Genomic DNA, 25,334 nt, shown 5'->3' with positions numbered 1-25,334 from the left:
ATGCGCTCGGAATCGACCAGCGCCTTGGGGCAGCCCAGCGAGACGAAGGAAATGGTGCGGCTTTCGCCGGCGTTCGGGTCCTGGATCGTCGTGTCGGCGCTGTCGTTCATTGTTCCGGCGGGTCGTGAAGGCGATGGCCTTCTGTTAAGGCTTTCGCGCGGAAATAGAAAGGCGATGCGGCCGCAATGAGGCCACAAGCGAGCGCGCGGCGAGTTAGACCTTGCCTTTCGCGCGCGGAGAGGCCAGAAGGCGGGACGTTTCGGGAAGGGTGGCCGAGTGGTTTAAGGCAGCGGTCTTGAAAACCGCCGTTGGGGCAACTCAACCGTGGGTTCGAATCCCACCCCTTCCGCCAGCCCCGCCGATTTCCTCTGTGGCGCGATGTTCCCGCCGATCACCGCTACCGCCATGCGGTATAGAGAACCACCAATTCCACGGCATAATCCGATAGAAGGCGCTTCTATTGGAACCGGACTCAACGAACTGCCAAGAAGTCGAGAGCGCGTAATTGCCGCCGATATCTTTGGCGACTCGCTACCATATCGCTTCGCAGCAGGCGTTCGATCAAGCCAGCCGGCGGGGCCAATGGCTATTCGACGCCGCCGGCCGGTGATGGAGGTCGCTTTCCCATGGCCTTTGCGATCGCGTCGAAGTCCGTTTGCGTGATCTCGAAGAAGCCTTGGCGCATCAGCAAGCCCCAGTTCGGGTTTTCCCGTACGAAGGAAAGTTGACCAAGCAATGGGGCTATCGGCGCATCATTCGCGGATCGATAATCGACATCTCGGCGCCAAGGGTCGAAGCACGCGGATTGTTCCGCATGATAGGCAGTCCCCGAGCGTATCTCGCCGATTGCTGTGAAAGCGCGAACATACGCGCCTTCACCCATGCGTTCACGCGGCGAATAGTAGACCACGCCATCGCCGGTCGAGAGTCGCCGGATCGGCGCAGTCCGGCCGTGGCGGAACTGGCAAAACCCGCCACTCTCAGCGGCCTTGACGTGATCACGACTCGCGACACCGATCCAGTAGCGCGTCGTCATACGGTGTGCGCCGTGATCGTGTAGCCAAACGGATCGCGAAACGCGAAATATCGCCCGAAAGGACCGTCCTTCGGCGGAAAGGCGATGGCGATTCCTGCCGCCTTCAATTCCTTATGCAGCGCATCGGCGTCATCGCAGCCGAACCATAGGGCAATGCCCCAGCCGAGTTTTCCCTGAGCCGCTTCCAGATCCACCAGCGGCTTTCTGACCGCGAACGGAGCAGGCTTGCCGTCGAAGACGATCGCGTCGGGGTTCTCCTGCAGCACAGGCAGGCCCAGCATGTCGCCATAGAAGGCTTTGGCTGCGCGAAGGTCTTGAGCCTGGATTCCGATGAAATCGGGGCCGATCAGGCGGGGCATGGTTGTCTCCTTGACATGGAATGATAACATCAGGAGCCTGATATAATATAAGGTGGCTGATATTACAATGACCAAGGATATGACACCTCTGCTGGGATACCGGCTGAAGCTGGCGCAGCATGCCCTGCACCGCCGCATGGAGGAGGCGCTGAAGCCGCTTGGGCTCAATCCCGCCCAATATGCGGTGTTGGCAGAACTGAACGCGAGGCCGGATCAGACCAATGCGGACCTAGCCGAGCGCGCCTTCATCACCCCGCAATCGATGCAGGGCGTTCTGGCAAAGCTGGAAGAAGCAAAGCTGGTGGCGCGTCGACAGGACGTTCGTCACGGTCGTCGCCAGCTTGCACGTTTGACACCCGAGGGGCGTAAGAAGGCCGACGCCGCCAATGCCGCGGTGATGCGGGTCGAGGAAGTGCTGGAGGGCGCGGTCCATCCGGCTGCCATTCAAGATGCTGTTGATCTGATGGATAGGCTTCACAGCGCCATGTGCAAATAGGATAGGCGCCGCGAGGACGCCACCAAACCCCGAGATGGCCGCCGTTAGCCACCCAAACGCCACCGAAACCCGCCGATAGCCGCAAAGCAGGGAATATTTGAACGATCATCAAAGGGTTATGACGATTTCATAGTGCTCATTTTCATCGAGCGCTGCCCGCGATATCTCATTGTAACTAATTGAAATTTTAATAATTTTCAATACACGCCGCGCGTCCCTAGCGACGGATCGTGAATGGCGGACGGCCCAGACCGCGATCGCAGAACAAATGCGGGGCGAGCATTCGACATTTTCTTGATCGCCGAACCTCCATGATCGCCCGCGCCCGGCGCTTTTTCTGCTCGGGCCGCGGACGGCGCGCAATGAAAACCCCGCAACCGGTTTTCACCGTGCGGGGCCCGATCCTTGGCGGCTGTACATCCGAGCGCGCCTTGGAATTGCGATCCTTATAGCGAACGGTTGTGTAAATCTGATGGCGCCGATCATCCCAGAAAATCGCCGGCCAAAAAACAATAGGAACACGGATGGCTCGCTGAGCGTTGTAAAGGGTAGGATTCGAAACATGTGTGAGAGGATAAGACGCCAAATCTCACGTCAAACCGCACGGTTATAGCCATCGTTATTTACATGATGGTTCAGGCGGTTGTTTTCGGCATTGGCGTTGTTCTGGTTCTAGCGACTCCGCTGGCGAACCTTGCCATGACGTTGATGCCCTTCGTTGTCGTTGCGTCATTGGCCGCGTCAGCGCCGATCGCATGGTGGCTGGCGCCCATGGCGCGCGCGGCCCACGAGCGAAAACTGAACGCTCAGGAGCCGGGGCGTTCGACCGACGATCAGCCGGATCACGGTTATCACGCGAGTCGATAGGCTCGCTGTTCGTTGATGCGACGGACGGCCGCGTGCGCAACGGCGTGGCTCCCATGGCCGTCAGTCTGGCGTGAGAGGATGCGGAGCGTGTGAGCGGGAATAACCGGTGGCCGGCCGCCACAAGTTTTGGGGTCAGGCGGCCGCCGAGGAGGCCGGCGCCTCTGGCGCGCCAATGCCGCCTAAGGCGGTGGCGGGCGCCGATGAATCAGCGGGGCATATTGCTGCATCACCGCGAAAATGAACGCCGTGCTGATGCCGAACAGCAGCATCCCGTCGGCGGCCTCCAGGGCGCCCATCATTCGCCAGCCCCGTTCCAGCACCAGCCCTGAGGCGCCCCGCGTCGTGATCGAGTCCACGGAGTAAAGCATCGCTTCCTGAGGCGACGGGAGCGCGCCGAGGCGCCAGTAGGCCGTCGCCCAGATTCCGGCTTCGATCCCGTGCAGCGTGGCCAAAAGCAAGCCGACCACGCCGATGAAGCCGATCGTGATGACAAATGTGTGCCGCCATGCGCCTCCGCTTTGCATCCGATCTCGGATGCGCATGGCCAAGGCCGCCATCAACGCGATGCCTGTCGCATGGACGATGAATGTCAATACGGTGAGCAACAGACCCCAGGTCCAATCTTCCATCCCGGCCCCTCTCCCATGGAATCAGTGGAGCCGATAAAATAACGCCAGCTCGGATCACCGGCTGGCGCTATTTTTGAATATCCGCAATGTTCGGTTTTATTCGGCCGCCATCGGCGTGACATTGGCGAGAAGAGAGTCATAGACAGGACGCGGCAGGCGGAAGAAACCGCGAGCGCCGGCGAAGGTCTGATAATAGTCGGCCGCATCCGTGAGCAGCAGATCGCGCCATTCCTGCGCGGTCAGTTGGGAAGGGAGCCTGTCAATGGTCATGACCGCGCCGCTGGACAGATAACGAACGTGAATCAAAACATCGTCGCCAGCTTTCGTGTGCTGATCGTCGGACTGCACAAGTGTCAACATTGATTCTCTCTCAATCAGTTCGGGCCTGCGTCGAGGAACGCTCTTTCAGGACTCCAAGCCTGATTTCGACCATCAATGCCTATGGCTTTGTTTTGGTGAAACGCCGCTTGTTCTGAGGTTCGCCAACTTTATAAAGCTTTGGCCAAACAAGAATTATGTCTTTGATTCAGATCAAACCAGCTTACGGCGGCGCAACATCCGGCGTCGCAGGGACGGGAGCGATTTTCGGCGCGCATGAGCCGCCCGGCGGAAACACGCCGCCGCCACGTCCCTCTCAAGCGGAAAACGCCCGCCAGTGCATCCGTGGCGGGCGTTAACTGCGGTCGTTCAGCGGCAAGGACGCTGAATTGGGCCAATGCTAACATTGGCCGCGCCGCGTCAAAGGACATGTTCCATTGGTGGTTAATCGCGGCCGGCTGATCCGTTAATCATTCGGGCCGACGAAAAATATGTTCTTTATGCGGCGGACGCATCGCCAAAGCCGAAAAATCGTTTACAAATGAAACGGCAAGGATGTCGGAAGCAACCGACGCCTGCATGAACTTCAGCGGGTGGGAAACAGCCATGGATTTTCTGATCGCCCTTGGCGCATTGTGCTTCTTGATGTTCGTCGCCTATCGCGGATTTTCCGTGATCCTGTTCGCGCCCATCGCTGCGATGGGCGCCGTTCTCCTCACCGATCCCGTCGCCGTTCCTGCCGCTTTCAGCGGCGTTTTCATGGAAAGCATGGTGGGATTCGTCAAAAACTATTTCCCGGTCTTCCTGCTCGGCGCCGTGTTCGGCAAGCTGATCGAGATTTCGGGTTTCTCGAAATCCATCGTCTCGGCCGTCATCGGTCTGCTCGGGGAGAGCCGGGCGATGCTGTCGATCGTGCTGGTCGGCGCCATCCTGACCTATGGCGGCGTGTCGCTGTTCGTCGTCGTGTTCGCGGTCTATCCCTTCGCGGCGGAGATGTTCCGCCAGAGCCACATCCCCAAACGGCTGATTCCCGGCACCATCGCGCTGGGCGCCTTTTCCTTCACCATGGATTCGCTGCCCGGCACGCCGCAGATCCAGAACATCATCCCGACCACCTATTTCAAGACCACCGCCTTCGCCGCTCCCGTGCTGGGCATCATCGGCGGCATTTTCATCCTGATCGTCGGCATGACCTATCTCGAATGGCAGCGTCGGCGGGCCCTGGCCGCCGGCGAGGGCTATGGCGAGGGCCATACCAACGAACCGCCGCCGATGGAGCATGAACAGCTCGCGCCGGCCTGGCTCGCGATCCTGCCGCTCGTTTTCGTTTTCGGCCTGAACAAGCTGTTCACGATGCTGATCAAGAACGGCTACGGCGCGAGCTACGATCTGAAACTGCCCGCCATGGCGGCGCCGGTTCATATTTCGGTCGACAAATTGCAGGCGGTCTGGGCGGTCGAAGGCGCTTTGCTCGCGGGCATTATCGCGGTCATCATTTTCGCTTTCCGCGCGGTCAGTTCGCGGTTCGCGGAAGGCGGCAAGGCGGCGGTCGCCGGCGCGCTGCTCGCCTCGATCAACACGGCGTCGGAATATGGTTTCGGCGCCGTCATCGCCACCTTGCCGGGCTTCATCGTCATTCGCGACGCGCTGGGGGCCATTCCCAATCCGCTGGTGCGCGAGGCGGTCACGGTCACGTCGCTCGCCGGCATCACCGGTTCGGCCTCGGGCGGCCTGTCGATCGCGCTCGCCGCCATGTCGAAGGAATTCATCGAGGCCGCCAACGCCAACGGCATTTCGATGGAAGTGCTGCACCGCGTCGCGTCGATGGCTTCGGGCGGCATGGACACCCTGCCGCATAACGGCGCGGTGATTACGCTGCTGATGGTCTGCGGGTTGACGCACAAACAGTCCTACAAGGACATTTTCGCTGTGACCTGCATCAAGACCACGGCGGTGTTTTTCATCATCGGGGTCTATTACCTCACCGGCTGGGTGTGAGGTTCAGATAATAGCCGCCGTCGCCGCTCAGGGCGACGGCGGCAAAGCCGCTTTCCAGGCCTCGTGGTCGATTTCGGTCTGCTGCTCATAGGCGAGGGCGAAATCGGCTATGGCCTCGTCGAAGGCCTCGCTGTCGCCGAGATAGCCGGAGATCACCGCCGGATCGCCGGAACGGGCGTGGGCGCGCGCGAGCGTGCGTCCGCATAACCGCGCGTAATCGGCAAGGCCCTCGGCCTCGGCGATCTCGCTCACGCCGCCAAGCACCCGGTTCTTCAGCAGGCGAACGTAATATTGCCGGCCCGTGGCCTGGTGTTCCGCCCAGGCCAGGAAAATGTCGCTCGCCGCCTGCATCATGCGCTGGCCGTCGACCACGCGCTGTCCCTGATGCCCACTATAGGCCAGCTTCCCGTCCAGCGCCTCCAGCACCGAATGATTGGCCTCCTTCATCTGCAGGAACAGAGGCTCGTCGTCGCCGGACATGAACAGGCCGACATAGCAATAGGTCCCGACCGAACCGACGCCGACCGCCTTGAACACGAAATCGCGCAGGGCGTAGCGATCGAGCAGGGTCTGCACCGCGCCGGGGAGCAGATCCCGATAGGGCGGGAGATCGGTTTGCGGGTCGAAACCCCGGGCGGCGTCCGATCCGGCGGCGAAATGGAAGATGCGCGGCGCCTTGTCGTGGATCACCGGCGCGCCGGATTCCGCCAGGGTCGGGAAATTGTCGTCCTTGTCGAGGCCTTCGCCGCGCGCCCGCGCCATGACGGTGGCGATCTTGCGCCGCAGCGGCGCGTTGCGGAATTTCTTCGCCTCGCGTTCGAGATCGATCTGGCTGTGCCAGATCTCCAGCGGGCTCATATAGGAAAGATGCTCCATCCGCTTGCGATAGGCGCGCACGGCGGCGGCGGCGAGCGTGTGGCGCTCGGATTTCGACAATTTCTTGTCGGCGGCGGCGACGGCGACGCTGGCGGCCAGGCGCTTGACGTCGACGGTAAAGTCGACGCCGGGAAGCGTCTCGTCGAAATCGTTGATGTCGAACAGGATGTTGTCTTCCGGCGTGGCGAACGCGCCGAAATTCATCAGATGGCAATCGCCGCAGGCCTGCACGGGGGAGCCGGCCATCGGCTGCCATTGCAGGTCATGCGCCATGACGGCGGCCGCGCCGCGCAGATAAGCGAAGGGATTTTCCGCCATCAATTGCCGGCGCACGGGGATCAGGCCGGGCAGGCGGGTCGCGTTCTGCGCCTCGAGAATGGCGTTGGCGTCGCGATCCATCGGCCCGACCAATTTGCCGTGGGCCGCGCGCGGCGTGAGTTTGCGGAGAGACTTGCCTTTGGCGAAACGTTCGGCGCGGGTGGCGAGCGGTGCGGACATGGTGCGCTCCTGTGCGTTCCTTCGCTTCCCGGGCGAGATCGCGCGCGTTCCGGCGAAAAACCGGCGCCTGCTTTTTCGCACGCCGCTCTAGAAAAACAAGGCGGGAAGCGGCGCCAGACTATAATTTTCTTTCAGAAAGCGATGAAGATCGGCCGCGATCGCGACCGCATCCGGCCCGTCGCCATGAACGCAGATGCTGTGGATCGGCGTCGGCAGGATCTTGCCCGAACGCGTGACGAGCCCGCCGGCGGCCAGCACGGCGGCGACATGGGCGCGGCAGGCGGCGCTGCCGTGCAGCACGGCGCCCGGCTCGCCGCGCGGCGCCAATGCGCCGTCGTCATCATAGGCGCGGTCGGCGAAAATCTCGATGGCGACCGTGAGTCCAGCCGCGAGGCCGGCCTCCGCGAGCCGCGAATGGGCCGGCGCCAGCAGGATCAGGTCGCGGTCATAGGCGCGGGCCGCGCGGGCGATGGCGGCGGCGAGGGCGGGGTCGCGGCAGGATTCGTTGCTCAGCGCGCCATGCGGCTTGATGTGGCTGACCCGCGTTCCCGCCGCGCGCGCAAAACCGTCGAGCGCGCCGATCTGGTAAAGCACGAGGGCCTCGACCTCCTCAATCGAGCAGCGCATCGCTCGGCGCCCAAAACCCTGCAGGTCGGGATAAGACGGATGGGCGCCAAGGCTCGCGCCGGCCGCCAGCGCCAGGCGCACGGTCCGGCCCATGGTGACGGGATCGCCGGCGTGAAAGCCGCAGGCCAGATTGGCGGATTGGACGAGCCGCAACAAAGCGTCGTCGTCGCCCATCCGCCAGGCGCCATAGCTTTCGCCGAGATCGGCGTTGAGATTGAGCAGGGGCTTTTCCGTCATGGCAACCGATGTGAAAGCAAGAGAAGGCGGAGCCGTCAGCCGCGCCGCGCGGCCTCGATCGCGGCGATGTCGATTTTCTTCATGGTCATCATCGCCGCAAAGACGCGCTTTGCTTCATCGCCGCCGGCGGCCAAAGCCTCGGTCAGCGCGCGCGGCGTGATCTGCCACGAGACGCCCCATTTGTCCTTGCACCAACCGCACGCGCTTTCCTGGCCGCCTTGGCCGACGATGGCGTTCCAATAGCGGTCGGTCTCTTGCTGGTCATCGGTGGCGATCTGGAACGAGAAGGCCTCGCTCTGTTTGAAGGCGGGCCCGCCATTGAGGCCGAGGCAGGGGATGCCCACGACGGTGAATTCGACCGTCAACACGTTACCCGCCTTGCCGGATGGATAGTCGCCGGGCGCGCGGTGGACGGCGCTAATCGCGCTGTCGGGAAAGGTTTCGGCGTAGAAGCGGGCGGCGTCCTCGGCGTCCTTGTCATACCACAGGCAGATCGTGTTCCTGGCCGTCGCCATTGTTCGCCCTTTCGCTTTTTCAGCCTCGACGACGCGCCGGCGATTCAGGCGTCCCTTGAGACATGACGCTCATTCGCCCGATGTCGCGCCGCTGATGAGATTTTCGGTCCACAAGCTTTGATCGTTCCAAACGCCTGCCGGCGCGATTTGCGCGCGCCATTGCGCGAAACGCTCGCGCGCCTGCCGCCGCGCCGCCGCCGCTTCGGCGTGGTCGACCGGCGCGAACCGCATGGCGTCGCCCGGCGCGGCATGGGCCAGCCGCGGCAGATCGGCGGCGATCACGCAGCCGATCTTGGCATAGCCGCCGGACGTCTGACAATCGGCGCGCAGGACGATGGGCTGGCCGTCGCCCGGAACCTGAATCGCGCCGGGCGTCGCGCCGTCGGACACGATATTCGCGCCTGCCGGATTATGGACGAGACGCGGCCCGGCGAGCCGCAAGCCCATGCGGTCGCTGTCAGCGCCGACACGCCAGGCCGCCGCCGCGAACAGCGCCAACGCCTCAGGCGTGAAATGATCGGCTTGCGGACCGGGCATGAAGCGGATCGGGTCGGCCTCGTCGACCAGCGGCGGCGCGCGGCATTCGTCGCCCTCCGCCGCGCCGCAGGTGAAGGCGTCGCCGCCTTGCAGCGCGTGGCCGTCCAGCCCGCCAAAGCCCGCGCGCATGAAGGTCGAACGCGAGCCCAGCGCGTTGGGGACATCGAGCCCGCCGGAGAAACCGAGATAGGCGGGGCCGCGCCCGAGTTTCAGCGTCAGCGTATCGCCCGCGCGCAGGACGAGACCGCGCCATGACAGGATCGTTTCGCGGCCGCCGCCGGCGCGTAAAATCGCGCCGGAGAGATCGCCCGCGAGGCCGATCCGCGCCGCGCCCTCGACCATCCGAAGCTCCGGCGCCGCAAGCAGGATTTCCAGTCCGGCCGCGTCTTCCGGCGCGCCGGCGAGGATGTTGGCGGCGGCCAGCAAGACCGGATCGAGCGCGCCGGACACCGGAACGCCGAGCGCGCGAAAACCCGTGCGGCCGAAATCCTGAACCGTGACTCCCGCGCCGGGGTGCGCAACCGCGAGCCGCGCGGTCATGGCGCCGCGCGCAATTCGTCGGAGGGCGATCCGCTCGCGCGCCAGCGGCTTTCCAGCGCCTCGAATTCGGCGCGGGACGCCACGCGCCAGCGCACGCGGTCGCCCGGCGCGAGCAAGGCGGGGCGCGCCTCGTCGCTTACGTTGAACAAGGGCGCGGGCGTGCGGCCGATCAGCCGCCAGCCGCCGGGGCTGGCATAGGGATAGGCCGCGCACATGCCGTCAGCGATGGCGACCGAGCCGGCCGGAACCTTTGTGCGCGGGGTGGCGAGGCGCGGCGCGGACAAAGCCGCCGGCAGCCCGCCGAGATAGGCGAAGCCGGGTTGGAAGCCGAGCATATAGACGTCGAAGATCTGCGCGGCGAAACGGTCGAGATAATCCGCCGGCGAAAGCCCGCACAGCCGCGCGACTTCGGCGAGATCCGGCGCGAAACCGCCCTCGGCGCAGAAGGGGATTTCGAACAGGGCGCCGGCTTGCGGCGCGGCGGGCGCCCCGCGCGCGAGATCCGCGAGCCGTTCGGCCAGGTCTGCGAAAGCGATCCGGTCCGGATCGTACCAGATCGTGACGGAGGCGAAGGCCGGCGCCCATTCGATCACGCCTTCGATCCGGGCTTGCGCCAAAGCCGCGCAGAAGCCCGCGACGCGGGCATGAAGGTCCGGCGCAATGCTGTCGCCGAAGATCACCATCGCCGCCGCGTCGCCGAGCGCGCTTATCGATGCCGCTTCCGGGGGCGGCGCGAGGGTTTCCGGCGTCATGGAACAATCCCGCGAGACAAAAATCTTACATTCCTCCCCTTCTTTTTTGCCGCAACTTGTGGCGCATTGGCAAATGGACGCGCTCTCGTTTCAGTCGGAGGATCAACTCCGCGAACGGCGCGCCGAACCCTCGAAGGGAGGAAACCATGAAGCAGTTCGCAATCGCCGCCGCCGTCCTGGCTATGACGGGCCTCGCCGCCCATGCCGAAAAGGTGAAAGTGACCGAAACGGTGAAACTCGCCGCGCCGCCCGCGCAAGTCTGGGAGAAGATCGGCCATTTCAGCGACTTGTCCTGGCATCCGGCGGTGAAGTCGACCGAGGCCTCGGACGGCGACAAGGCGGATTCGCAGCGCCGGCTCGATCTCGGCGGCCCGATCCTGTGGGAGGCGATCGTCTCCAACAAGCCCGCCTCGCATAGCTATTCCTATCGCATCCTCGACAATGGCTCGAATCAGAAGGTGCTGCCGGTGACGGGCTATGTCTCGACCATCACCGTCAAGCCGGACGGCCAGGGCAGCGAGGTGGTGTGGTCCTCGACCTTCTCGCCCGCGCCGGGAACGGAAGGCGAGGCGGCGCGCAAGGCGATCGCCGGCGTCTATCGCGGCGGCCTCGACGCTCTGGCCAAGGCTTTCGCCAAAAATTGACGTCAGGCGGCGCGACATTCCCGCCACGCCCGCGTGAAAGCTGGGCGGCGACGGCCCGGCAGGCTCTGCTCTATGCTTTGCCTCTGGCCTTCGTCGCCTTGCTCGCCGCGCAATGGCAGGACGCCGATTATCTGATGCTGCGCGAAAACGCCCGCCGCCAGGCGCAGGAGGCGGCCGAGGCTTTGGGCCTCGCGGCGGGCAACGAAGTGGCGGAATTCGCGGTCTACGCCCAGATCAATGTGGCGCGCGCGGCGGCCCAAGGGCTCGACCCGCCGCAAGCGCTGTGGAGCGTGATCTCCGGCTATGACATGGAATTGCTGGTCCTGATTCGCGAGGGCGACCGCGTGGTCTTTCCGCCGGAAGATCCGCTCGCCATCCCCAAAATGTGGGAGGACAAGGCGCGCGCGCTGGTCGACGCGTCGCGCCTGTCGCGCGGCGGCGATCTGATCAACGGATGGTTTCCCAATGCGGCGAGCCTCTATTATTTCGAGTGCCGGCGCACAAGCGAGGGCGCAACGCCCAAGGAAACCTGCATCGCCTTGAACAGCCGGCTGATCTTTCCGGTGATGACGGCGGCGCTGAACGTGCGCAGTCGGGCCTTTCCCGGCCGCGCGTTCCGCCTGCGCGACCCGTTCGACCGGGTGATCTGGAAGACCGGCGAGGCGCCGCCGGAAGGCTATGAATCCTTTCTGCAGAGCGGGACCTTGCATGGCTGGGCGGTCGATGTCGCCGGCGAGCCCGCGCCGAGCCACAGCGCCTATGGCCGTCTCGCGCTGGCGGCGCCGCTGGCGCTTGGCTGGCTGCTGCTGGTGTGGCAGGCGCGGCGCGCGGAAAAGGCGCGGCTGGCGGAAAGCGCCGCCCGCGCCGCCTTGGCCGCGCGCCTGTCGCATGATCTGCGCACGCCGCTCGCCAATCTGAAGCTCTATGCCGAGCTGATCGCGCGCAGGGCCGGCGACGCGCCGGAGATGGCGCGTTATTGCGGCGTGCTGACGGAGGAGATCGACCGGCTCGACGCTTTGGCGGGCGAGACGATCTATGGCGATCAGAGCCTCGCGCCGGCGCCGAAGGAAACGCTCGCCGATCCTTGCGCCTTGGCGCGCCGCGTCGTCGCCCGCTATGAGCGGTTGCTGGCGGCCTCGGGCTGCGTCTGCGAGGTGCAATGCGGCGCGCTGGGCAAAATGCGTTTCGACGCAGCCGCCTTCGAGCGCATCCTCATCAACCTGCTCGACAACGCCCGCAAATATGCACCGGGGCGCATTGACGTCGCGATCGACCGGCGCGACGGTCTGCTGTCGCTCTCCGTGCGCGATTACGGCGCCGCCGCGCCGCAGGGCGCCGAGGGCAAGCCCTCGCACGGCCTCGGCCTGTCGATCGTGCAGGAGTTGGCGCGCGCCAATGGCGGCGGCTTTTCGCTGAGCGGGGCCGATCCCGGCCTGTGCGCGCGGGCGACCCTCCAAGCGAAGACCGACGGGGAGGCCGGATGAAAATTCTCATCGCCGAAGACGACCCGAACCTGCGCGCCGGCCTGGTCGATCTGCTGACGCTGGAGGGCATCGACTGCATTGTCGCGGAAGACGGCGAGAGCGCCTGGCAGGCCTTTACCGAGGCGGCGCCGGACCTCTGCCTGTTCGACGTGATGATGCCGCGTCTCGACGGGCTCGATCTGTGCCGTCGCATCCGCGCGCGCGATTCCCACACGCCGATCCTGCTCCTGTCCGCCCGCGGCGCCGAGATCGACCGCGTGATCGGGCTGGAGATCGGCGCCGACGATTATATCGCCAAGCCCTTTTCGGCGCGCGAGCTGGTGGCGCGGATCAAGGCCGGCCTGCGCCGCGCCAAGGCGGCGCAGCCGGGCCCGGCGGAGAGCGCGGTTTCCGAGCCGCCCGCGCGGCTGCGCATGGGCGATCTCGAGATCGACCGCGAGGCCTTGCGCGCCTTCCGCAGTGGGCAATCCATCGACCTCGCGCCGCGTGAACTGGCGATCCTGCAGGCGCTGCTGGCGCGCAAGGGCAAGGCGGTGTCGCGCGACGACCTGTTCGACGCCGCCTGGGGCCGCGACTACATGCCCAACAGCCGGGCGCTGGACCAATATGTCTCCGGGCTTCGCCGCAAGATCGAAATCGACCCGGCCCATCCCCGCATCATCAAGACCGTCCACGGCGTCGGTTATCGCTATGACGAGGATGGTTGACAAAAATCTTACAATTTTCTCGCCACCGGCTGACGCATCCGGCCGGCGCCGCGCCTATAAAAGACCATGCGTCGCCGACGCCAGCGAAAGCCAAGCCTTGCCAAAGGCTATTAACGGGAGAAAGCTATGACCTGGACTGCTCCGGAAGTTTGCGAAGTTTGCTGCGGCATGGAAGTCACTTCCTATATGTCTGCTGAAATCTGAGATTTCTGAATGGACCGGCGCGTCGCTCCTCCCAAGGCGCGCCGACGTCTCTGGTCCTCCCCCCGAAAATGCTGGCCGCTTCCTGTCCGGGACGCGGCCTTCTTCGTTTCGGGACCGGGAATGTCTCTATAGCGTTTTCGAGCGAAGCGGATGCCGGTTCGCGTAAAGAAAGCGCGTCAAAACAAAAACCTGGATCGTTTCATTGTTTCATGGAAACAATGAAACGATCCAGCTATGCGATGGAGAATGCGATGAAGAGCGTCTTTGCGGCGGCGGTTCTCGCATGGGCCGCCGGCGCCGCGCCGGCTCTCGCGGCCGAGGACAATCCGGCCAGCGAGCACGGCGAATTGTCGGTCCAGTATTGGGCGGCGAAATCGGCCTCGGAGCGGTTCGATCCGCAAATGTGCCGTTACGCCGTTTTTCTCGACAAGACCGGACAGCACGAAGAGGCTGGCCGCCTGTTCCAGCGCTGCGCCGACGAAGGCAATCTCAACGCCATGCCCTGGATGTCGTACCTGGAAGAGAACGGCTACGACCGTCCGTCCGATCCGGCCAAGGCCGCGCAATGGGACAAGCGGCTGTCCGACGCCGGCTCGCCGCTCGGCGCTTTCAATTACGGCCTCGACCTGCTGCGCGGCCATGGCGCGCCGCTCGACCGGGCGGCCGGCAAGGCGTTGATCGACAAGGCGGCGGCGGGCGGCGACAAGACCGCGATCGAATTGATCGCGCATGATTACGATCCGGAATCGGTGACGCCCGAGGCCGACAAGGCGCGCTACAGGCAGCCGCAATTCTGAATTTATCTTGGGGACTGAAATGATCGGCAGGACTCTTCTCATCGCGGCTTTGATGGCCGGGACGGCCTTCGCCGGCGCCGCCCGCGCCGAGTCCGCCGCCGCGAAGCAGGACGCCGCCGCCGCCGGCAATGCGCCTTCCGAGCTGAGCGTCGAATATTGGGCCGAGCGCTCAAAGGAGGCGCGGTTCGATCCCGGCATGTGCATGTATGGCTATCCGCTCGCCAAAATGGGATGGCACGACGCGGCGCGACGCATTTTCGAGCGCTGCGCGGAGCATGACAATGTCTATGCGATGGCCTGGGCGGCCTGGACCGAGGAAAATGGCTACGATCAGCCCTCCGATCCGATCAAGGCGGCGGAATGGGACAAGCGCCTCGCCGACACCGGCTCCTCGCTCGGCCAGTTCAATTACGGGCTCGACCTGTTGCGCGGCCATGGCGTGGATCAGGACCGCGCGCTCGGCAAGGATTATATCGACAAGGCGGCGGCCGGCGGCGACAAGACCGCGAAGGAGCTGGCGCAGCACGATTACGACCCGGAATCGGTGACGCCCACCGCCGATCTCGCTCATTACCGCAAACCGCAGTTCTGATTTGGCGGCGCGAAGCTGCGGGCCTTGCACGCTTTGCTGCAAGGTCATGAAGATCGCCGAAATCGACAAGCCTCCGGGGCTGTGGTGCGCGCAATGCCGCCCCGGCGCCGGCTGCGCGATCTATCCCGACCGCCCCGGCGAATGCCGCGCCTTCACCTGCGGCTATCTGACCAATCCCGATCTTGGCGAGGACTGGCGTCCCGACCGCGCCCGACTGATCGTCTCGCTCGAAGGCGAGGGCCGCATGGTCGCGATCCATGTCGATGCAACCAAGCCCGACGCCTGGCGCCGGCCGCCCTTTCGCGACAAGATCGCGAGCTGGGCGCGGTTGGCCGAAAAGGGCGACCGGCTGGTGCTGGTGCGGATCGGCCGCCGCGTCGTGGTCGTGTTTCCCGATGGCGAAAGTGATCTCGGCCTGATGGAAGAGGGCGACCGCATCGGCGCGCGGCGCCGCGCCACGCCCGGCGGTCCGCGCCGCGAAGCCTTTCGCATTCCGCGCGGCTAACCGCGCAGGCGGGCGAGGCCGTCAAGACCGCTTTCGAGATTTTCCGGCTCGACATCGCCCATGATCGCCGATTGCACGACAAAGCCCAGGATCAGCGCGAGCAGCGTCTTGGCGACATCTTCTTCCGAAACGCTTGCGCCGTCCGGCGTCCGCTTTTTCCATTCCTCTGCCGCCTGAACCAGCCGCGCGCGGAAGGCTTGGTAAAAGCCGTTCATGGTCGCGCGCAGCTTGTCGTCGCGCTGCGCCTCGCTCCAGCCGAGCAGCGCGATCCGCCGCAGGTCGAAACCCTCCCGCATCGAAAAGCGCGCCACATTGGCGGTGATCTGGCGCAGCAGCTCCGTTTCCGACAACGGCGGCGAGACCGAAAACAGCGGCAAGACCAGAGCCGTGAGATCGGTCAGCGAGGTGGTCACCGCCGCGAGGATCAGGTCGCTCTTGCCCGGAAAATAGGAATAGACCGCGCCGGCCGACAGCCCGGACGCCTTGATGATGTCATCCATTGTGGTGGCGTGGAGGCCTTCCTTCTGGAAGCAGGTCCAGGCGGCGTTGAGGATCTGGGCCCGGCGGGCGGCGCGCTTCTCGTCGGAGATCTTGGGCATGGCTTTAAATAAAACGAATGACCGTTCTTTACAAGAGCTGATTTTTATGAAAAAAGAATATTCGTTCTTTTTAAAACGGAGGCGACGATGATCAAGGTGACCGCGATCGAGACGGGGAAGGCTCGCATGAAGACCGCCCAGCGGATCGGCCGTGACGACCATGGCGCGATTGGCCGGAAGATCGACATTTTCCGCGATCCCAACTGGGTCGAGCCGCTGCCGATCCTGTGCTTCCTGATCGAACACCCGGAAGGCCGTTTTCTGGTCGATACCGGCGACACCTGGCGCAATTCCGTTCCGGGCTATCTGCCGGGCTGGAACCCGTTCTACAAACAGGTCGAGATCAAGGTGGCGCCGCATGAGGAAGTCGGCTCGCGCCTGCTCGCGCTCGGCATCGATCCGGCGAAGGATATCGACGCCGTCATCCTCACCCATTTTCACCACGACCATACCGGCGGGCTGGATCATTTCCCGCGCAGCCGCATCATCGGACCGCGCGAGAATTACGCCGTTTCGGTCGGACTGCGCGGCATGATGACCGGCTGTCTGCCGCAACGCTGGCCGATCTGGCTGAAGCCGGAACTGGCCGATATGGACGGCCCGAAGCTCGGCCCGTTCTCGGCCTCGCATTCCATCACGCGCGACGGCGCGATCGTCCTCGTGCCGACGCCGGGCCATGTCGACGGCCATGTCTCGGTGATCGTGCGCGGCGACGTGAATTATTTCCTGGCCGGCGACGCGACCTATTCGCAGGAAAATCTGCTGGCCGGCAAGACCGACGGCGTCACCAACGATCCTGAAACCGCGCTGGCGACGCTGAAGATGATCCAGCTTTTCGCCGAGCGCGAGCCGACTGTGCTGCTGCCGGCGCATGATCCGGAAGGCCCCGCGCGACTCGCCGCCAACGCGGTCTTGTCCTGAGGCCGGAGTCAGCCGCCGTAAGTCGCGCGCAAAAGGTTTTTCTGCACCTTGCCCATGGCGTTGCGCGGCAGCTCTTCGACGAAATGGATCGTCTTCGGCCATTTGAACTTGGCCAGCCGGTCGCGCAAAGCGGCGTGAATCGCGGCCTCGTCAATGGCCGCGCCTTTTTCGCGCACCACCACCGCCGTGACGGCCTCGCCGAAATCGGCATCGGGCAGGCCGATCACCGCACTTTCGATCACGCCGGGCAGCGAGTCGATCTCGGTCTCGACTTCCTTCGGATAGATATTGAGACCGCCGCTGATGATCAGATCCTTGCCGCGCCCGACAATATGGACATAGCCTTTGTCGTCGATCATCCCGAGATCGCCGGTGATGAAAAAGCCATCGGGCCGGAATTCGCTCGCCGTCTTTTCCGGCATCAGCCAATAGCCCTTGAAGACATTGGGCCCCTTCACCTCGATCATGCCGATCTCGCCTTGCGGCAGGGCGGCGCCGGTTTCGGGATCGGCGACGCGCAGCGCGACGCCGGGCAGGGGGAAGCCGACCGTGCCAGGAATGCGCGCGCCGTCATAGGGGTTGGACGTGCTCATATTGGTTTCGGTCATGCCATAGCGTTCGAGAATGGCTTGCCCCGTGCGCGCGGAAAAGGCGCGATGGGTCTCAGCGAGCAGCGGCGCCGAGCCGGAAATGAACAACCGCATCCGCGCGCAGGCCTCGCGGGTGAGGCCGGGTTCGTCGATCAGCCGGGTGTAGAAGGTCGGCACGCCCATCAGCACAGTGCCGCGCAATTTGCCCGGCCGGTCGCTCATGGCTTCGAGAATCTGCGGCCCGGAAAATTTCGGCAGGAAGATCAGCGAGCCGCCGGACAGCAGCACATTATTGGTCGCCACGAACAGGCCGTGGGTGTGATAGACCGGCAAGGCGTGGATCAGCACGTCCTCCGGCGTGAAGCGCCAGTAATCCACCAAAGTCAGGGCGTTGGAGGCGAGATTGTCGTGCGACAGCATGGCGCCTTTCGAACGCCCGGTGGTCCCTGACGTATAGAGAATGGCGGCGAGATCGTCCGGGCCGCGCGCGACGTTGGAGAAATCCGGCGGGCTGGCGGCGGCGAGGTCGTAAAGCTCGCCATATTGTCCGTGGCCGTGGACGACCACGCGCGCATCGGCCGCCTTGGCGGCCTCGCTCAGCGAATCGGCCCGCTCGGGGTCGCAGATGATGAGTTTCGGCTGCGCGTCGGAGAGGAAATAGCCGACCTCATGCGGCGTATAGGCGGTATTGAGCGGCAGGAACACCGCGCCGGCGCGCACACAGGCCAGATAGATGAACAGAAAAGCCGGCGATTTCTCCATCTGCATCGCGACCCGGTCGCCCGGCTCGACGCCGAGCTTGACCAGGGCATGCGCGTAGCGCGCGCTGGCCGATAACATCTGGCGATAGAGGATCGAATCGCCCTCAAGCGTTTGAAGGAAGATTTTTTCCGGATCGGGAATTTTCGCGACGATCAGGTCGAACAGATGATTGGACAATCGCGCCTCCAATGGACTCAGGCGTGCAATTGCGGCGCGGCGGCTTCGAGCAGCATTTGCAGGCCAGTCAGCACCGCCATGCGCCGGATCTCCGCGCGCGACAACATCTTGCCATGGGCGCCGGCGAAACGCTTTTCGACCAGGCGGGTCGGACGCTCGGTCTGGGCGAGGCCGAAATGCACCAGGCCGACCGGCTTTTCCGCCGAGCCGCCGTCCGGCCCGGCGACGCCGGTGACCGAAAGCGCGATCTGCGCGCGCGCATGGGCCAGCGCGCCGAGCGCCATGGCTTCGGCGGTTTGCGCGGAAACAGCGCCATAAGCCGCGAGCGTCTCCACTGGCACGCCAAGCAGCTCCTGCTTGGCCTCATTGCTATAAGTGACGAAGCCGCGCTCGAACACATTGGACGAGCCGGGAATTTCGGTCAGCGCCCCGGCGATCAGCCCGCCGGTGCAGGATTCCGCCGTGACGATCATCAGCTTGCGCGCGAAGGCGGCGTCGAGCACGCGCCGCGCCAGAATGAGGATTTCGTCGCGCATCGCCTTCCTCCCGATCCGCTCAGGGCAGCCGCACCGTCGCCATGGCCAAAGCCGCAATGCCCTCCTGCCGCCCCGTAAAGCCGAGGCGCTCCGAAGTGGTCGCCTTGACCGCCACGCGATCGAGCGGCAGCTCCATGATTTCGGCGATCCGGGCGCGGATGGCGTCGCGATGCGGGCCGACCTTGGGGCGCTCGCAGATCAAGGTGGCGTCGATATGGGCGACGCGCCCGCCGCGCGCCGTCACCAGCTTGACGGCGTGGCGCAGGAACAGGTCGGAGGGCGCGCCGCGCCATTGCGGATCGCTCGGCGGGAAATGCGCGCCGATGTCGCCCTCGGCTATGGCGCCGAGCACGGCGTCGGTAATGGCGTGGAGCAGCACGTCGGCGTCGGAATGGCCGACCAGCCCGTGATCGTGCGGCACCTGCACGCCGCCGAGCCAGACATGGTCGCCTTCGCCGAAGGCGTGGACGTCGAAGCCCTGGCCCGTGCGGACATCCGGTAGGTCGTTCAGCAATTTGGCTTCCGCGCGCATGAAATCCTCGGCCGTGGTGAGCTTGATATTGGTCGCCTCGCCGGGAAAGACGAAGACGCAATGGCCGGCCCATTCCGCCACGGCGGCGTCGTCGGTCAGCTCGCGGCAGCCGTCTTCGCGCACGGCGCGATGCGCGGCGAGTATCAGGTCGAAGCGGAAGGCCTGCGGCGTCTGCACGGCGCGCAGGGCGGCGCGCTCCGGCGTCGCCACGATGCGGGCGTCCTCCGCCACTTTCTTGATGGTGTCGACCACGGCGAGGCCGGGGACCGCCGCGCCTTTTTCGCGCGCGGCGTCGAGCGCGCGGGCGATCAGTTCGGCGCTGACAAAGGGCCGCGCGGCGTCATGGATCAGAACCGGCGTATTGGCCGCCGCGCCGAGCGCGGCTATAGCTTCGAGGCCGTTGCAAACGCTGTCCTGCCGGGTCGCGCCGCCCAACACGGGCGGGAGAAGGCGCGCGCGCGAAGCGGCGGGCAGGGGCGCGATCGCCGCTTCGTAAAGGTCGAGATCGTCGGGATGGATCGCCGTCAGGGCGCGTGCCCCGGGTGCGGCGGCGAGCAGGGCTTCGAGCGTGCGGGTCAGGACCTGACGTCCGGCGAGTTCGCGATATTGCTTGGGACCGCCTGCGCCCGCGCGCGCGCCGCGTCCTGCAGCGACGACGAGGAAGATCGCCTCGCTTGCGTCCAGGGCCGCGCTTTCGCCGACCAATTCCACGACCACGTTCTCGGCCATGTTTCCCCGCATCGCCCACCCGGTCTTCTCTCGCCGGTCTTGTCACGCCGGGTCTGGACCGCCCGAGCCGTCCGGCTCGGCGGGACATGTCGCGCGAATCGGCTCAAAGGTCAATTTGCCATCGCTTTCGCATTGCGAAGGCAAAAAATCTGTCTAAAATGCGGGCATGATGAATTTTGCTCAACAAGTGAGCAGCGCCGCGGGCGCCGATCGCTTGTGCACGGAACCCCTGCGGCTCGGCAGTTTGACGGTCGACGCGCCGGCTTTTCTCGCGCCCATGGCCGGGGTCACCGATCTCGCCATGCGCCGCCTCGCGCGGCGGTTCGGGGCGGGCCTCGCCTTTTCCGAAATGGTCGCGAGCGGGGATTATGCGCAGGGCGCCAATGGCAAGGCCGGCCGCGAAAGCCTGTTGCGCGCGCTCGGCGGCGGCCTTTCGCCCCATGCCGTCCAGATCGCCGGCTGCGATGCGGACAGCATGGCGGAGGCGGCGCGCCTGGTCGCCGACGCCGGCGCCGATCTGATCGACATCAATATGGGCTGCCCGGCCAAGCGCGTGGTCGGCGGCGCGGCGGGCTCGGCTTTGATGCGCGACCTCGACCATGCCGCGCGGCTGATCGCGGCGGTGACGCGGGCGGTGACGGTTCCGGTCAGCGTCAAGATGCGGCTTGGCTGGGATGACGAAACCCGCAATGCGCCGGAACTGGCGCGCCGCGCCGAGGCGGAAGGCGCCGTCATGGTCGTCGTCCATGGCCGCACGCGCCAGCAATTCTATCGCGGCGTCGCCGACTGGTCCGCGATTCGCGCCGTCAGTGACGCCGTCAGCATCCCGGTCGTGGCCAATGGCGATTGCCGCTCGGCCGAGGACGCCTGCGAAATGTTGCGGCAATCCGGCGCGAAAGCGGTCATGATCGGCCGCGCCGCTCTGGGCCAGCCCTGGGTCGTGGGCGAGATCGCCTCTTTCCTGCGCAACGGCCGCGCGTCAGCCGGGCCTGACGGCGCCACGCGGCGCGCCGCTGCGCGCGAGCACCTGGCGACCCTGCTCGAATTGCTCGGCCCCTTGCAGGGGCTGCGTCATGCGCGCAAACATCTCGCGGCCTATGCCGATGTCGCGGCGGGGCAGGGCGGCGGGCTCGACCCGGCGGCGCGCCGGCGCCTGGTCGAGAGCGAGGATGCGCGCGAGGTCATGGATCTTCTTGGGCGTCTCTATCGACGCGAGCCCGAGGCGGAGGCGGCATGAAAGTCAAACATGCTCATAAAATAGGCAACAAGCTCGATTCGCTGACTGAAGAATTGGCAGGCTCGGGCCTCGCCGATTGCCCGTCCTCGCAATTGATCAACGCTTTGCCGCATCCGCTGCTGTCGATTGCCGGCGACGGCTCGATCCGCGACGTCAATCCGGCGGCGGAGCTGTTCTTCGACATGTCGCGCAACGCCTTGCGCCGCGTGAAATTCCAGGAACTGCTGCCGTTCGGCTCGCCGCTCGCCTCGACCATCGAACTGGTCCGCCAGCGTCGCGCCCCCATCAACGAATATCGGGTCGATCTCGGCACGCCGCGCATTGGCGTCGAGCGCTATGTCGACATCTATATCGCGCCGCTGCCCAATCTGGACGATGGCGTGGTCGTCATGCTGCAGGAGCGCACCATCGCCGACAAGATGGACCGCCAGCTCACCCATCGCAGCGCGGCGCGCTCGCTTTCGGCCATGGGCGCCATGCTGGCGCATGAGATCAAAAATCCGCTGTCCGGCATCCGCGGAGCGGCGCAATTGCTCGATTCCGCCGTGGGCGACGAGGATCGCGCGCTCTGCCGGCTGATCTGCGACGAGACGGACCGCATCGTGGCTCTGGTCGAGCGCATGGAGGCTTTTTCGGACGGGCGCCCGGTCGAGCGCGGCCCGGTCAATATTCACGAAGTGCTGGAGCATGTCCGGCGCATCGCCCAGGCCGGCTTCGCCCGGCGTATCCGTTTCGTGGAAAATTACGACCCGTCGCTGCCGTCGGTGCTCGCCAACCGCGACCAGCTCGTCCAGGTGTTCCTGAACCTGGTCAAGAACGCGGCCGAGGCGATCGGCGACGACGCCGTGGACGGCGAGATCGAGCTGACCACCGCCTATCGGCCCGGCGTGCGCATCCGCGCGCCCGGCAAGGCCTCGCCGGTCAGCCTGCCGCTCGAATTCTGCGTGCGCGACAATGGGCCGGGCGTGCCGGAAGATCTGATGCCGCATCTGTTCGATCCCTTCGTCACCACCAAAGCTTCCGGTTCTGGCCTCGGTCTTGCATTGGTGGCGAAGATCATCGGCGATCACGGCGGCGTCATCGAATGCGAATCCCTTCCACGAAAAACGCTCTTCCGAATTCTGATGCCCGTTTATTCCCGCCGCGACGCGTAAGCCGTTTCGACCCCGGCGTCGCCGGGGGCGCGAAAGCGCTTTTCCGCCGCGGGATTATGGAAGGTTTTGGAGGTCACTGAATGCCGAGCGGCAATATTCTCGTCGCGGACGACGACGCGGCCATCCGCACCGTCGTCGGTCAGGCCCTGACGCGTGCGGGATATGAAGTGCGCACCACCGGGGCCGCCGCCACTTTGTGGCGGTGGATTCAGGCGGGCGAGGGCGATCTGGTCATTACGGACGTGGTGATGCCGGACGAAAATGCGTTTGAGCTTCTGCCTCGCGTGAAAAAGGCGCGGCCGGACCTGCCGGTCATCGTCATGAGCGCGCAGAACACCTTCATGACCGCGATCAAGGCCTCCGAGCGCGGCGCCTATGAATATCTGCCGAAACCCTTCGATCTGAAGGAGCTGCTGGCGATCGTCGGGCGGGCGATGAGCGAGCCCAAGGCGCGGCTGCGCGCGCCCGAGCCGGACGATATGGAAGGCATGCCGCTGGTCGGCCGCTCGCCCGCCATGCAGGACATCTATCGCGCTCTGGCGCGGCTGATGCAGTCCGATCTGACGGTGATGATCACCGGCGAATCCGGCACCGGCAAGGAGCTGGTCGCGCGCGCTTTGCACGATTACGGCAAGCGCAAGAAGGGCCCCTTCGTCGCGATCAATGTCGCCGCCATTCCGCGCGACCTGATCGAATCGGAATTGTTTGGCCACGAGAAAGGCGCCTTCACCGGCGCCAACCAGCGCTCGGTCGGCCGTTTCGAACAGGCCGAGGGCGGCACGCTGTTCCTCGACGAAATCGGCGACATGCCGATGGACGCGCAGACCCGGCTTTTGCGCGTGCTGCAGCAGGGCGAATATACCACCGTCGGCGGCCGCACCCCGATCAAGGCCAATGTCCGCATCGTCGCCGCGACCAACAAGGATCTGCGGCTGCTGATCCAGCAGGGCCTGTTCCGCGAGGATCTGTTCTTCCGGCTGAATGTGGTGCCGCTGCGGCTGCCGCCCCTGCGTGAGCGCGCCGAGGACATTGGCGATCTCGCCCGGCATTTCTTCGCCCAGGCGGTCAATGAGGGGCTGCCACTGAAATCGCTGGAGCCGGCGGCGCTGGAGCGCATGAAGCGCTATCGCTGGCCGGGCAATATTCGCGAGCTGGAAAATCTCATCCGACGCCTCGCCGCGCTCTATCCGCAGGAACTGATCTCGGAACAGATCGTCGTCAGCGAACTGGGCCTCGATCTGTCGCGTGAGGCGGGCGCTTTCCTGTCGCCGCAGGCCGGCCCGGCAGGCGCCTCGGCGCCGGCGCCGATGCGCGACGCCGACGAATCCCTGTCCATGTCGGTGGAGCGGCATCTCACCGAATTGTTCAAGGCGCATGGCGACAAGCTGCCGCCGCCGGGGCTTTATCATCGCATCCTGCGCGAGATCGAATATCCGTTGATCTCGATCGCGCTCGCCGCGACGCGCGGCAACCAGATCAAGGCGGCGGAACTGCTCGGCCTCAATCGCAACACCCTCCGCAAGAAGGTGCGCGATCTCGACGTGCGGCTGATGCGCTCGTCGCGGTGAAGGCGCTCCGGCTCGATCCGATCCGAGGCGCGTTCAGAATGTCGGACGCGGCTCAGATCTTCTGGGAAATGCCGATGAAGAAGCCGCGTCGCGGTCCGTATTGAGGCGCAAAGACGCCGATGCCGCTGCCGTCGCGGATCTGGTAGATGGTGTCGAACAGATTGACGATGTCGAAGCGCAGCGTCAGCGGCTTCATATCCCCGGCGAGTTTCAACTCATTCATGATTCCGGCGTTGAACTGCACGTAGGGCGCCACCGTCCCGGTATTGGCGAAGCCCGCGCGCAGGCCACTGCCATAGATCATGTCGGTGCTGAACCGCACGCCATTCCAGAGATAGGATGCGCCGGCCGAGGCGGTCAGTATCTGCGCATGATCGGTGTAGATATAATGGGTCGCGATGTAAGCGAGTTCGTCGGGGTCAAACAGATATTGGTTTGAAACGACATTGGTCGCCATTTGCTTGGCGAGCGCGAGATTGCCATAGGCGCGGAAATCGCCTTGCTCGTAATTGGCCTTGAATTCGAGTCCCTGGTTATAGCCCTTCGCATAATTGAAGCCGGTGAGGACCAAAGCCTGTCCGAACTGGCCGTCGTCGAGCAGGTCCTGGGCCCATTTGAGATAGCCGTCGACGCCGAGGGTCAGGCCGGGCAGAACCTTCTGGTCGATCCCCGCATCGACATAGCTCCCGCGTTCGGGCAGCACCAAGCCGGATTCAGTGACGGCCGGCGCGGCGGTGGTATTGGCGAACAGGGCGAGATTGACCGGCGCGCTAAGCGCCTGCGACGGCGGCGTGAAATATCGCGCGAAACCGATATGTATGTTGGTGCTGTCGAACGGCGCATAGGTCAGGCTGATGCGCGGGCTGAACTGGTTGGCGTCGACGTACTGATACATCTGGTCGAAGCGGAGGCCGGCGTTGAGCGTCAATTGCCGGGTGATCTTCCATTCGTCCTGAATATAGGCCCCGAGCAGCCAGCCGAATTTCGAGCTTGCATCGACCGGCGCGGGAAAAGGCGCGCCATAGGGGTTGCCGTCGGAATCGGTCGCGAAGACGAAGGATGCGTTGCGGACATAGGTGTTTTCGCCGCTGGCGTAGAGGCCGGCGCGAATGGTGTGCGCATCGCTGTAATGATAGGCCGCGTCGGCGCTGACGCCGTTCAAAAAGCTGTCGCGGAGCACGTCCGAGGCGACGCCGTTGTAAAGCAGATCGCCATAAGCATCCGGCATGAAATGCAGCGCGCTATAGCGCGAGAAATAAGCGAACTGGAAATCCAGCGCGCCGGCCGATTTCTGCCAGGCCAGCACGTTGT

Annotated in this window: 28 protein-coding genes and 1 tRNA gene; 14 read left to right on the top strand and 15 right to left on the bottom strand. The window is 64.9% G+C overall.

Annotation, left to right across the window (positions count from 1 at the left end; all coding sequences use genetic code 11):
* Positions 1-262: 262 nt before the first annotated feature.
* A tRNA-Ser gene (locus ACE3S9_RS01860) sits at positions 263-352 on the top strand.
* Between the two features lie 234 nt (positions 353-586).
* On the opposite strand, the gene ACE3S9_RS01855 is transcribed toward ACE3S9_RS01860, so the two are convergent.
* Positions 587-1,036, bottom strand: coding sequence for an EVE domain-containing protein (locus ACE3S9_RS01855; RefSeq protein ID WP_374544726.1), 450 nt, complete (start codon positions 1,034-1,036; stop codon positions 587-589).
* Positions 1,033-1,395 carry a VOC family protein gene (locus tag ACE3S9_RS01850; protein ID WP_374544725.1) on the bottom strand — a complete coding sequence of 121 codons (363 nt, stop codon included), beginning with the start codon at positions 1,393-1,395 and terminating at the stop codon, positions 1,033-1,035. The genes ACE3S9_RS01855 and ACE3S9_RS01850 overlap by 4 nt, the downstream gene beginning before the upstream one ends.
* A gap of 67 nt (positions 1,396-1,462) precedes the next feature.
* On the opposite strand from ACE3S9_RS01850, the gene ACE3S9_RS01845 reads away from it, so the two are divergent.
* On the top strand, positions 1,463-1,891 hold the full coding sequence (locus ACE3S9_RS01845; protein ID WP_374544724.1) for a MarR family winged helix-turn-helix transcriptional regulator: 429 nt from the start codon (positions 1,463-1,465) through the stop codon (positions 1,889-1,891).
* A 1,046-nt stretch (positions 1,892-2,937) separates the two neighbouring features.
* Here the strand turns inward: ACE3S9_RS01845 and ACE3S9_RS01840 are convergent.
* From ACE3S9_RS01840 to ACE3S9_RS01830, 3 genes are all read right to left on the bottom strand, one after another.
* Entirely contained in the window at positions 2,938-3,387 is a 450-nt protein-coding gene (locus ACE3S9_RS01840) for a hypothetical protein (RefSeq protein WP_374544723.1), read from the bottom strand.
* 96 nt (positions 3,388-3,483) lie between these two features.
* Positions 3,484-3,747, bottom strand: coding sequence for a hypothetical protein (locus ACE3S9_RS01835; RefSeq protein WP_374544722.1), 264 nt, complete (start codon positions 3,745-3,747; stop codon positions 3,484-3,486).
* Positions 3,748-4,175: 428 nt separating this feature from the next.
* Positions 4,176-4,313 (bottom strand): hypothetical protein, encoded by a 138-nt coding sequence (locus ACE3S9_RS01830; RefSeq protein WP_374544721.1) that lies wholly within the window; start codon positions 4,311-4,313, stop codon positions 4,176-4,178.
* Between ACE3S9_RS01830 and ACE3S9_RS01825 the strand changes: the two genes are divergently transcribed.
* Positions 4,312-5,703 carry a GntP family permease gene (locus ACE3S9_RS01825; RefSeq protein WP_374544720.1) on the top strand — a complete coding sequence of 464 codons (1,392 nt, stop codon included), beginning with the start codon at positions 4,312-4,314 and terminating at the stop codon, positions 5,701-5,703. The two genes, ACE3S9_RS01830 and ACE3S9_RS01825, sit on opposite strands and share 2 nt — an antisense overlap.
* Positions 5,704-5,730: 27 nt before the next feature.
* Here the strand turns inward: ACE3S9_RS01825 and ACE3S9_RS01820 are convergent, their stop codons facing one another.
* The 5 genes from ACE3S9_RS01820 to pxpB all read right to left on the bottom strand — a co-directional run bounded on the left by ACE3S9_RS01820 (position 5,731) and on the right by pxpB (position 10,285).
* The gene (locus ACE3S9_RS01820; RefSeq protein WP_374544719.1) at positions 5,731-7,077 is read right to left on the bottom strand and encodes a DUF2252 domain-containing protein; all 1,347 of its coding nucleotides are present in this window, start codon (positions 7,075-7,077) and stop codon (positions 5,731-5,733) included.
* A gap of 87 nt (positions 7,078-7,164) precedes the next feature.
* Complete coding sequence (locus ACE3S9_RS01815) at positions 7,165-7,941, bottom strand: LamB/YcsF family protein (RefSeq protein WP_374544718.1); 777 nt, start codon at positions 7,939-7,941, stop codon at positions 7,165-7,167.
* Between the two features lie 35 nt (positions 7,942-7,976).
* Positions 7,977-8,456: a VOC family protein gene (locus ACE3S9_RS01810; protein ID WP_374544717.1), complete on the bottom strand. Its 480-nt coding sequence runs from the start codon at positions 8,454-8,456 to the stop codon at positions 7,977-7,979.
* Between the two features lie 69 nt (positions 8,457-8,525).
* The gene (locus ACE3S9_RS01805; protein WP_374544716.1) at positions 8,526-9,533 is read right to left on the bottom strand and encodes a biotin-dependent carboxyltransferase family protein; all 1,008 of its coding nucleotides are present in this window, start codon (positions 9,531-9,533) and stop codon (positions 8,526-8,528) included.
* Positions 9,530-10,285 carry a 5-oxoprolinase subunit PxpB gene (gene pxpB, locus ACE3S9_RS01800; protein WP_374544715.1) on the bottom strand — a complete coding sequence of 252 codons (756 nt, stop codon included), beginning with the start codon at positions 10,283-10,285 and terminating at the stop codon, positions 9,530-9,532. The genes ACE3S9_RS01805 and pxpB overlap by 4 nt, the downstream gene beginning before the upstream one ends.
* Before the next feature lie 146 nt (positions 10,286-10,431).
* Here pxpB and ACE3S9_RS01795 point away from each other — a divergent pair, with 146 nt between their 5' ends.
* The 7 genes from ACE3S9_RS01795 to ACE3S9_RS01765 all read left to right on the top strand — a co-directional run bounded on the left by ACE3S9_RS01795 (position 10,432) and on the right by ACE3S9_RS01765 (position 15,218).
* On the top strand, positions 10,432-10,929 hold the full coding sequence (locus tag ACE3S9_RS01795) for an SRPBCC family protein (RefSeq protein WP_374544714.1): 498 nt from the start codon (positions 10,432-10,434) through the stop codon (positions 10,927-10,929).
* Positions 10,926-12,413 (top strand): sensor histidine kinase, encoded by a 1,488-nt coding sequence (locus ACE3S9_RS01790; protein ID WP_374544713.1) that lies wholly within the window; start codon positions 10,926-10,928, stop codon positions 12,411-12,413. Before ACE3S9_RS01795 ends, ACE3S9_RS01790 begins: the two co-directional genes overlap by 4 nt.
* Positions 12,410-13,120 carry a response regulator transcription factor gene (locus ACE3S9_RS01785; protein ID WP_374544712.1) on the top strand — a complete coding sequence of 237 codons (711 nt, stop codon included), beginning with the start codon at positions 12,410-12,412 and terminating at the stop codon, positions 13,118-13,120. Before ACE3S9_RS01790 ends, ACE3S9_RS01785 begins: the two co-directional genes overlap by 4 nt.
* 126 nt (positions 13,121-13,246) lie before the next feature.
* Complete coding sequence (gene pqqA / locus ACE3S9_RS01780) at positions 13,247-13,324, top strand: pyrroloquinoline quinone precursor peptide PqqA (RefSeq protein ID WP_369334833.1); 78 nt, start codon at positions 13,247-13,249, stop codon at positions 13,322-13,324.
* Positions 13,325-13,542: 218 nt separating this feature from the next.
* Positions 13,543-14,121 carry a tetratricopeptide repeat protein gene (locus ACE3S9_RS01775; protein ID WP_374544711.1) on the top strand — a complete coding sequence of 193 codons (579 nt, stop codon included), beginning with the start codon at positions 13,543-13,545 and terminating at the stop codon, positions 14,119-14,121.
* Positions 14,122-14,140: 19 nt separating this feature from the next.
* On the top strand, positions 14,141-14,713 hold the full coding sequence (locus ACE3S9_RS01770) for a tetratricopeptide repeat protein (protein WP_374544710.1): 573 nt from the start codon (positions 14,141-14,143) through the stop codon (positions 14,711-14,713).
* A 46-nt stretch (positions 14,714-14,759) separates the two neighbouring features.
* Positions 14,760-15,218, top strand: a complete 459-nt coding sequence (locus ACE3S9_RS01765) for a hypothetical protein (RefSeq protein ID WP_374544709.1) — start codon at positions 14,760-14,762, stop codon at positions 15,216-15,218.
* On the opposite strand, the gene ACE3S9_RS01760 is transcribed toward ACE3S9_RS01765, so the two are convergent.
* Complete coding sequence (locus tag ACE3S9_RS01760; RefSeq protein ID WP_374544708.1) at positions 15,215-15,817, bottom strand: TetR/AcrR family transcriptional regulator; 603 nt, start codon at positions 15,815-15,817, stop codon at positions 15,215-15,217. The genes ACE3S9_RS01765 and ACE3S9_RS01760 overlap by 4 nt on opposite strands.
* A gap of 87 nt (positions 15,818-15,904) precedes the next feature.
* Between ACE3S9_RS01760 and ACE3S9_RS01755 the strand changes: the two genes are divergently transcribed.
* Positions 15,905-16,738, top strand: coding sequence for an N-acyl homoserine lactonase family protein (locus ACE3S9_RS01755; protein WP_374544707.1), 834 nt, complete (start codon positions 15,905-15,907; stop codon positions 16,736-16,738).
* 8 nt (positions 16,739-16,746) lie between these two features.
* On the opposite strand, the gene ACE3S9_RS01750 is transcribed toward ACE3S9_RS01755, so the two are convergent.
* Genes ACE3S9_RS01750 through ACE3S9_RS01740 form a run of 3 tightly spaced genes read right to left on the bottom strand, consistent with a single transcriptional unit; the run spans position 16,747 to position 20,064 of the window.
* On the bottom strand, positions 16,747-18,267 hold the full coding sequence (locus tag ACE3S9_RS01750; RefSeq protein WP_374544706.1) for a malonyl-CoA synthase: 1,521 nt from the start codon (positions 18,265-18,267) through the stop codon (positions 16,747-16,749).
* A 17-nt stretch (positions 18,268-18,284) separates the two neighbouring features.
* Positions 18,285-18,803 (bottom strand): CinA family protein, encoded by a 519-nt coding sequence (locus ACE3S9_RS01745; RefSeq protein WP_374544705.1) that lies wholly within the window; start codon positions 18,801-18,803, stop codon positions 18,285-18,287.
* 19 nt (positions 18,804-18,822) lie between these two features.
* Positions 18,823-20,064 carry a bifunctional 2-C-methyl-D-erythritol 4-phosphate cytidylyltransferase/2-C-methyl-D-erythritol 2,4-cyclodiphosphate synthase gene (locus ACE3S9_RS01740; RefSeq protein WP_374544704.1) on the bottom strand — a complete coding sequence of 414 codons (1,242 nt, stop codon included), beginning with the start codon at positions 20,062-20,064 and terminating at the stop codon, positions 18,823-18,825.
* Between the two features lie 169 nt (positions 20,065-20,233).
* Here ACE3S9_RS01740 and dusB point away from each other — a divergent pair, with 169 nt between their 5' ends.
* From dusB to ntrC, 3 genes are all read left to right on the top strand, one after another.
* Positions 20,234-21,301: a tRNA dihydrouridine synthase DusB gene (gene dusB, locus ACE3S9_RS01735; protein ID WP_374544703.1), complete on the top strand. Its 1,068-nt coding sequence runs from the start codon at positions 20,234-20,236 to the stop codon at positions 21,299-21,301.
* Positions 21,298-22,455, top strand: a complete 1,158-nt coding sequence (locus ACE3S9_RS01730; RefSeq protein ID WP_374544702.1) for a nitrogen regulation protein NR(II) — start codon at positions 21,298-21,300, stop codon at positions 22,453-22,455. The genes dusB and ACE3S9_RS01730 overlap by 4 nt, the downstream gene beginning before the upstream one ends.
* Before the next feature lie 80 nt (positions 22,456-22,535).
* Positions 22,536-24,023, top strand: coding sequence for a nitrogen regulation protein NR(I) (gene ntrC, locus ACE3S9_RS01725; protein WP_374544701.1), 1,488 nt, complete (start codon positions 22,536-22,538; stop codon positions 24,021-24,023).
* 52 nt (positions 24,024-24,075) lie between these two features.
* On the opposite strand, the gene ACE3S9_RS01720 is transcribed toward ntrC, so the two are convergent.
* A partial coding sequence (locus ACE3S9_RS01720; RefSeq protein ID WP_374544700.1) for a TonB-dependent receptor domain-containing protein occupies positions 24,076-25,334 on the bottom strand: 1,259 nt, incomplete at its 5' end.

It is taken from the genome of Rhodoblastus sp. (assembly GCF_041915505.1).
Classification (GTDB): Bacteria; Pseudomonadota; Alphaproteobacteria; order Rhizobiales; family Beijerinckiaceae; genus Rhodoblastus.
Note: the sequence above shows the minus strand (reverse complement) of the source record. Positions and strands in the feature narration are given on the sequence as shown.

What these genes read in the sequence shown, in the direction of transcription:
- ACE3S9_RS01770 (WP_374544710.1), top strand. Translation starts at nt 14,141, where the DNA reads ATGATCGGCAGGACTCTTCTCATCGCGGCTTTGATGGCCGGGACGGCC.
- ACE3S9_RS01755 (WP_374544707.1), top strand. Translation starts at nt 15,905, where the DNA reads ATGATCAAGGTGACCGCGATCGAGACGGGGAAGGCTCGCATGAAGACC.
- ACE3S9_RS01835 (WP_374544722.1), bottom strand. Translation starts at nt 3,747, where the DNA reads ATGTTGACACTTGTGCAGTCCGACGATCAGCACACGAAAGCTGGCGAC.
- ACE3S9_RS01805 (WP_374544716.1), bottom strand. Translation starts at nt 9,533, where the DNA reads ATGACCGCGCGGCTCGCGGTTGCGCACCCCGGCGCGGGAGTCACGGTT.
- ACE3S9_RS01845 (WP_374544724.1), top strand. Translation starts at nt 1,463, where the DNA reads ATGACCAAGGATATGACACCTCTGCTGGGATACCGGCTGAAGCTGGCG.
- ACE3S9_RS01825 (WP_374544720.1), top strand. Translation starts at nt 4,312, where the DNA reads ATGGATTTTCTGATCGCCCTTGGCGCATTGTGCTTCTTGATGTTCGTC.
- ACE3S9_RS01820 (WP_374544719.1), bottom strand. Translation starts at nt 7,077, where the DNA reads ATGTCCGCACCGCTCGCCACCCGCGCCGAACGTTTCGCCAAAGGCAAG.
- dusB (WP_374544703.1), top strand. Translation starts at nt 20,234, where the DNA reads ATGAATTTTGCTCAACAAGTGAGCAGCGCCGCGGGCGCCGATCGCTTG.
- ACE3S9_RS01775 (WP_374544711.1), top strand. Translation starts at nt 13,543, where the DNA reads ATGAAACGATCCAGCTATGCGATGGAGAATGCGATGAAGAGCGTCTTT.
- ACE3S9_RS01730 (WP_374544702.1), top strand. Translation starts at nt 21,298, where the DNA reads ATGAAAGTCAAACATGCTCATAAAATAGGCAACAAGCTCGATTCGCTG.
- ACE3S9_RS01745 (WP_374544705.1), bottom strand. Translation starts at nt 18,803, where the DNA reads ATGCGCGACGAAATCCTCATTCTGGCGCGGCGCGTGCTCGACGCCGCC.
- ntrC (WP_374544701.1), top strand. Translation starts at nt 22,536, where the DNA reads ATGCCGAGCGGCAATATTCTCGTCGCGGACGACGACGCGGCCATCCGC.
- ACE3S9_RS01765 (WP_374544709.1), top strand. Translation starts at nt 14,760, where the DNA reads ATGAAGATCGCCGAAATCGACAAGCCTCCGGGGCTGTGGTGCGCGCAA.
- ACE3S9_RS01855 (WP_374544726.1), bottom strand. Translation starts at nt 1,036, where the DNA reads ATGACGACGCGCTACTGGATCGGTGTCGCGAGTCGTGATCACGTCAAG.
- ACE3S9_RS01795 (WP_374544714.1), top strand. Translation starts at nt 10,432, where the DNA reads ATGAAGCAGTTCGCAATCGCCGCCGCCGTCCTGGCTATGACGGGCCTC.
- ACE3S9_RS01840 (WP_374544723.1), bottom strand. Translation starts at nt 3,387, where the DNA reads ATGGAAGATTGGACCTGGGGTCTGTTGCTCACCGTATTGACATTCATC.
- ACE3S9_RS01740 (WP_374544704.1), bottom strand. Translation starts at nt 20,064, where the DNA reads ATGGCCGAGAACGTGGTCGTGGAATTGGTCGGCGAAAGCGCGGCCCTG.
- pxpB (WP_374544715.1), bottom strand. Translation starts at nt 10,285, where the DNA reads ATGACGCCGGAAACCCTCGCGCCGCCCCCGGAAGCGGCATCGATAAGC.
- ACE3S9_RS01830 (WP_374544721.1), bottom strand. Translation starts at nt 4,313, where the DNA reads ATGGCTGTTTCCCACCCGCTGAAGTTCATGCAGGCGTCGGTTGCTTCC.
- pqqA (WP_369334833.1), top strand. Translation starts at nt 13,247, where the DNA reads ATGACCTGGACTGCTCCGGAAGTTTGCGAAGTTTGCTGCGGCATGGAA.
- ACE3S9_RS01815 (WP_374544718.1), bottom strand. Translation starts at nt 7,941, where the DNA reads ATGACGGAAAAGCCCCTGCTCAATCTCAACGCCGATCTCGGCGAAAGC.
- ACE3S9_RS01785 (WP_374544712.1), top strand. Translation starts at nt 12,410, where the DNA reads ATGAAAATTCTCATCGCCGAAGACGACCCGAACCTGCGCGCCGGCCTG.
- ACE3S9_RS01850 (WP_374544725.1), bottom strand. Translation starts at nt 1,395, where the DNA reads ATGCCCCGCCTGATCGGCCCCGATTTCATCGGAATCCAGGCTCAAGAC.
- ACE3S9_RS01760 (WP_374544708.1), bottom strand. Translation starts at nt 15,817, where the DNA reads ATGCCCAAGATCTCCGACGAGAAGCGCGCCGCCCGCCGGGCCCAGATC.
- ACE3S9_RS01810 (WP_374544717.1), bottom strand. Translation starts at nt 8,456, where the DNA reads ATGGCGACGGCCAGGAACACGATCTGCCTGTGGTATGACAAGGACGCC.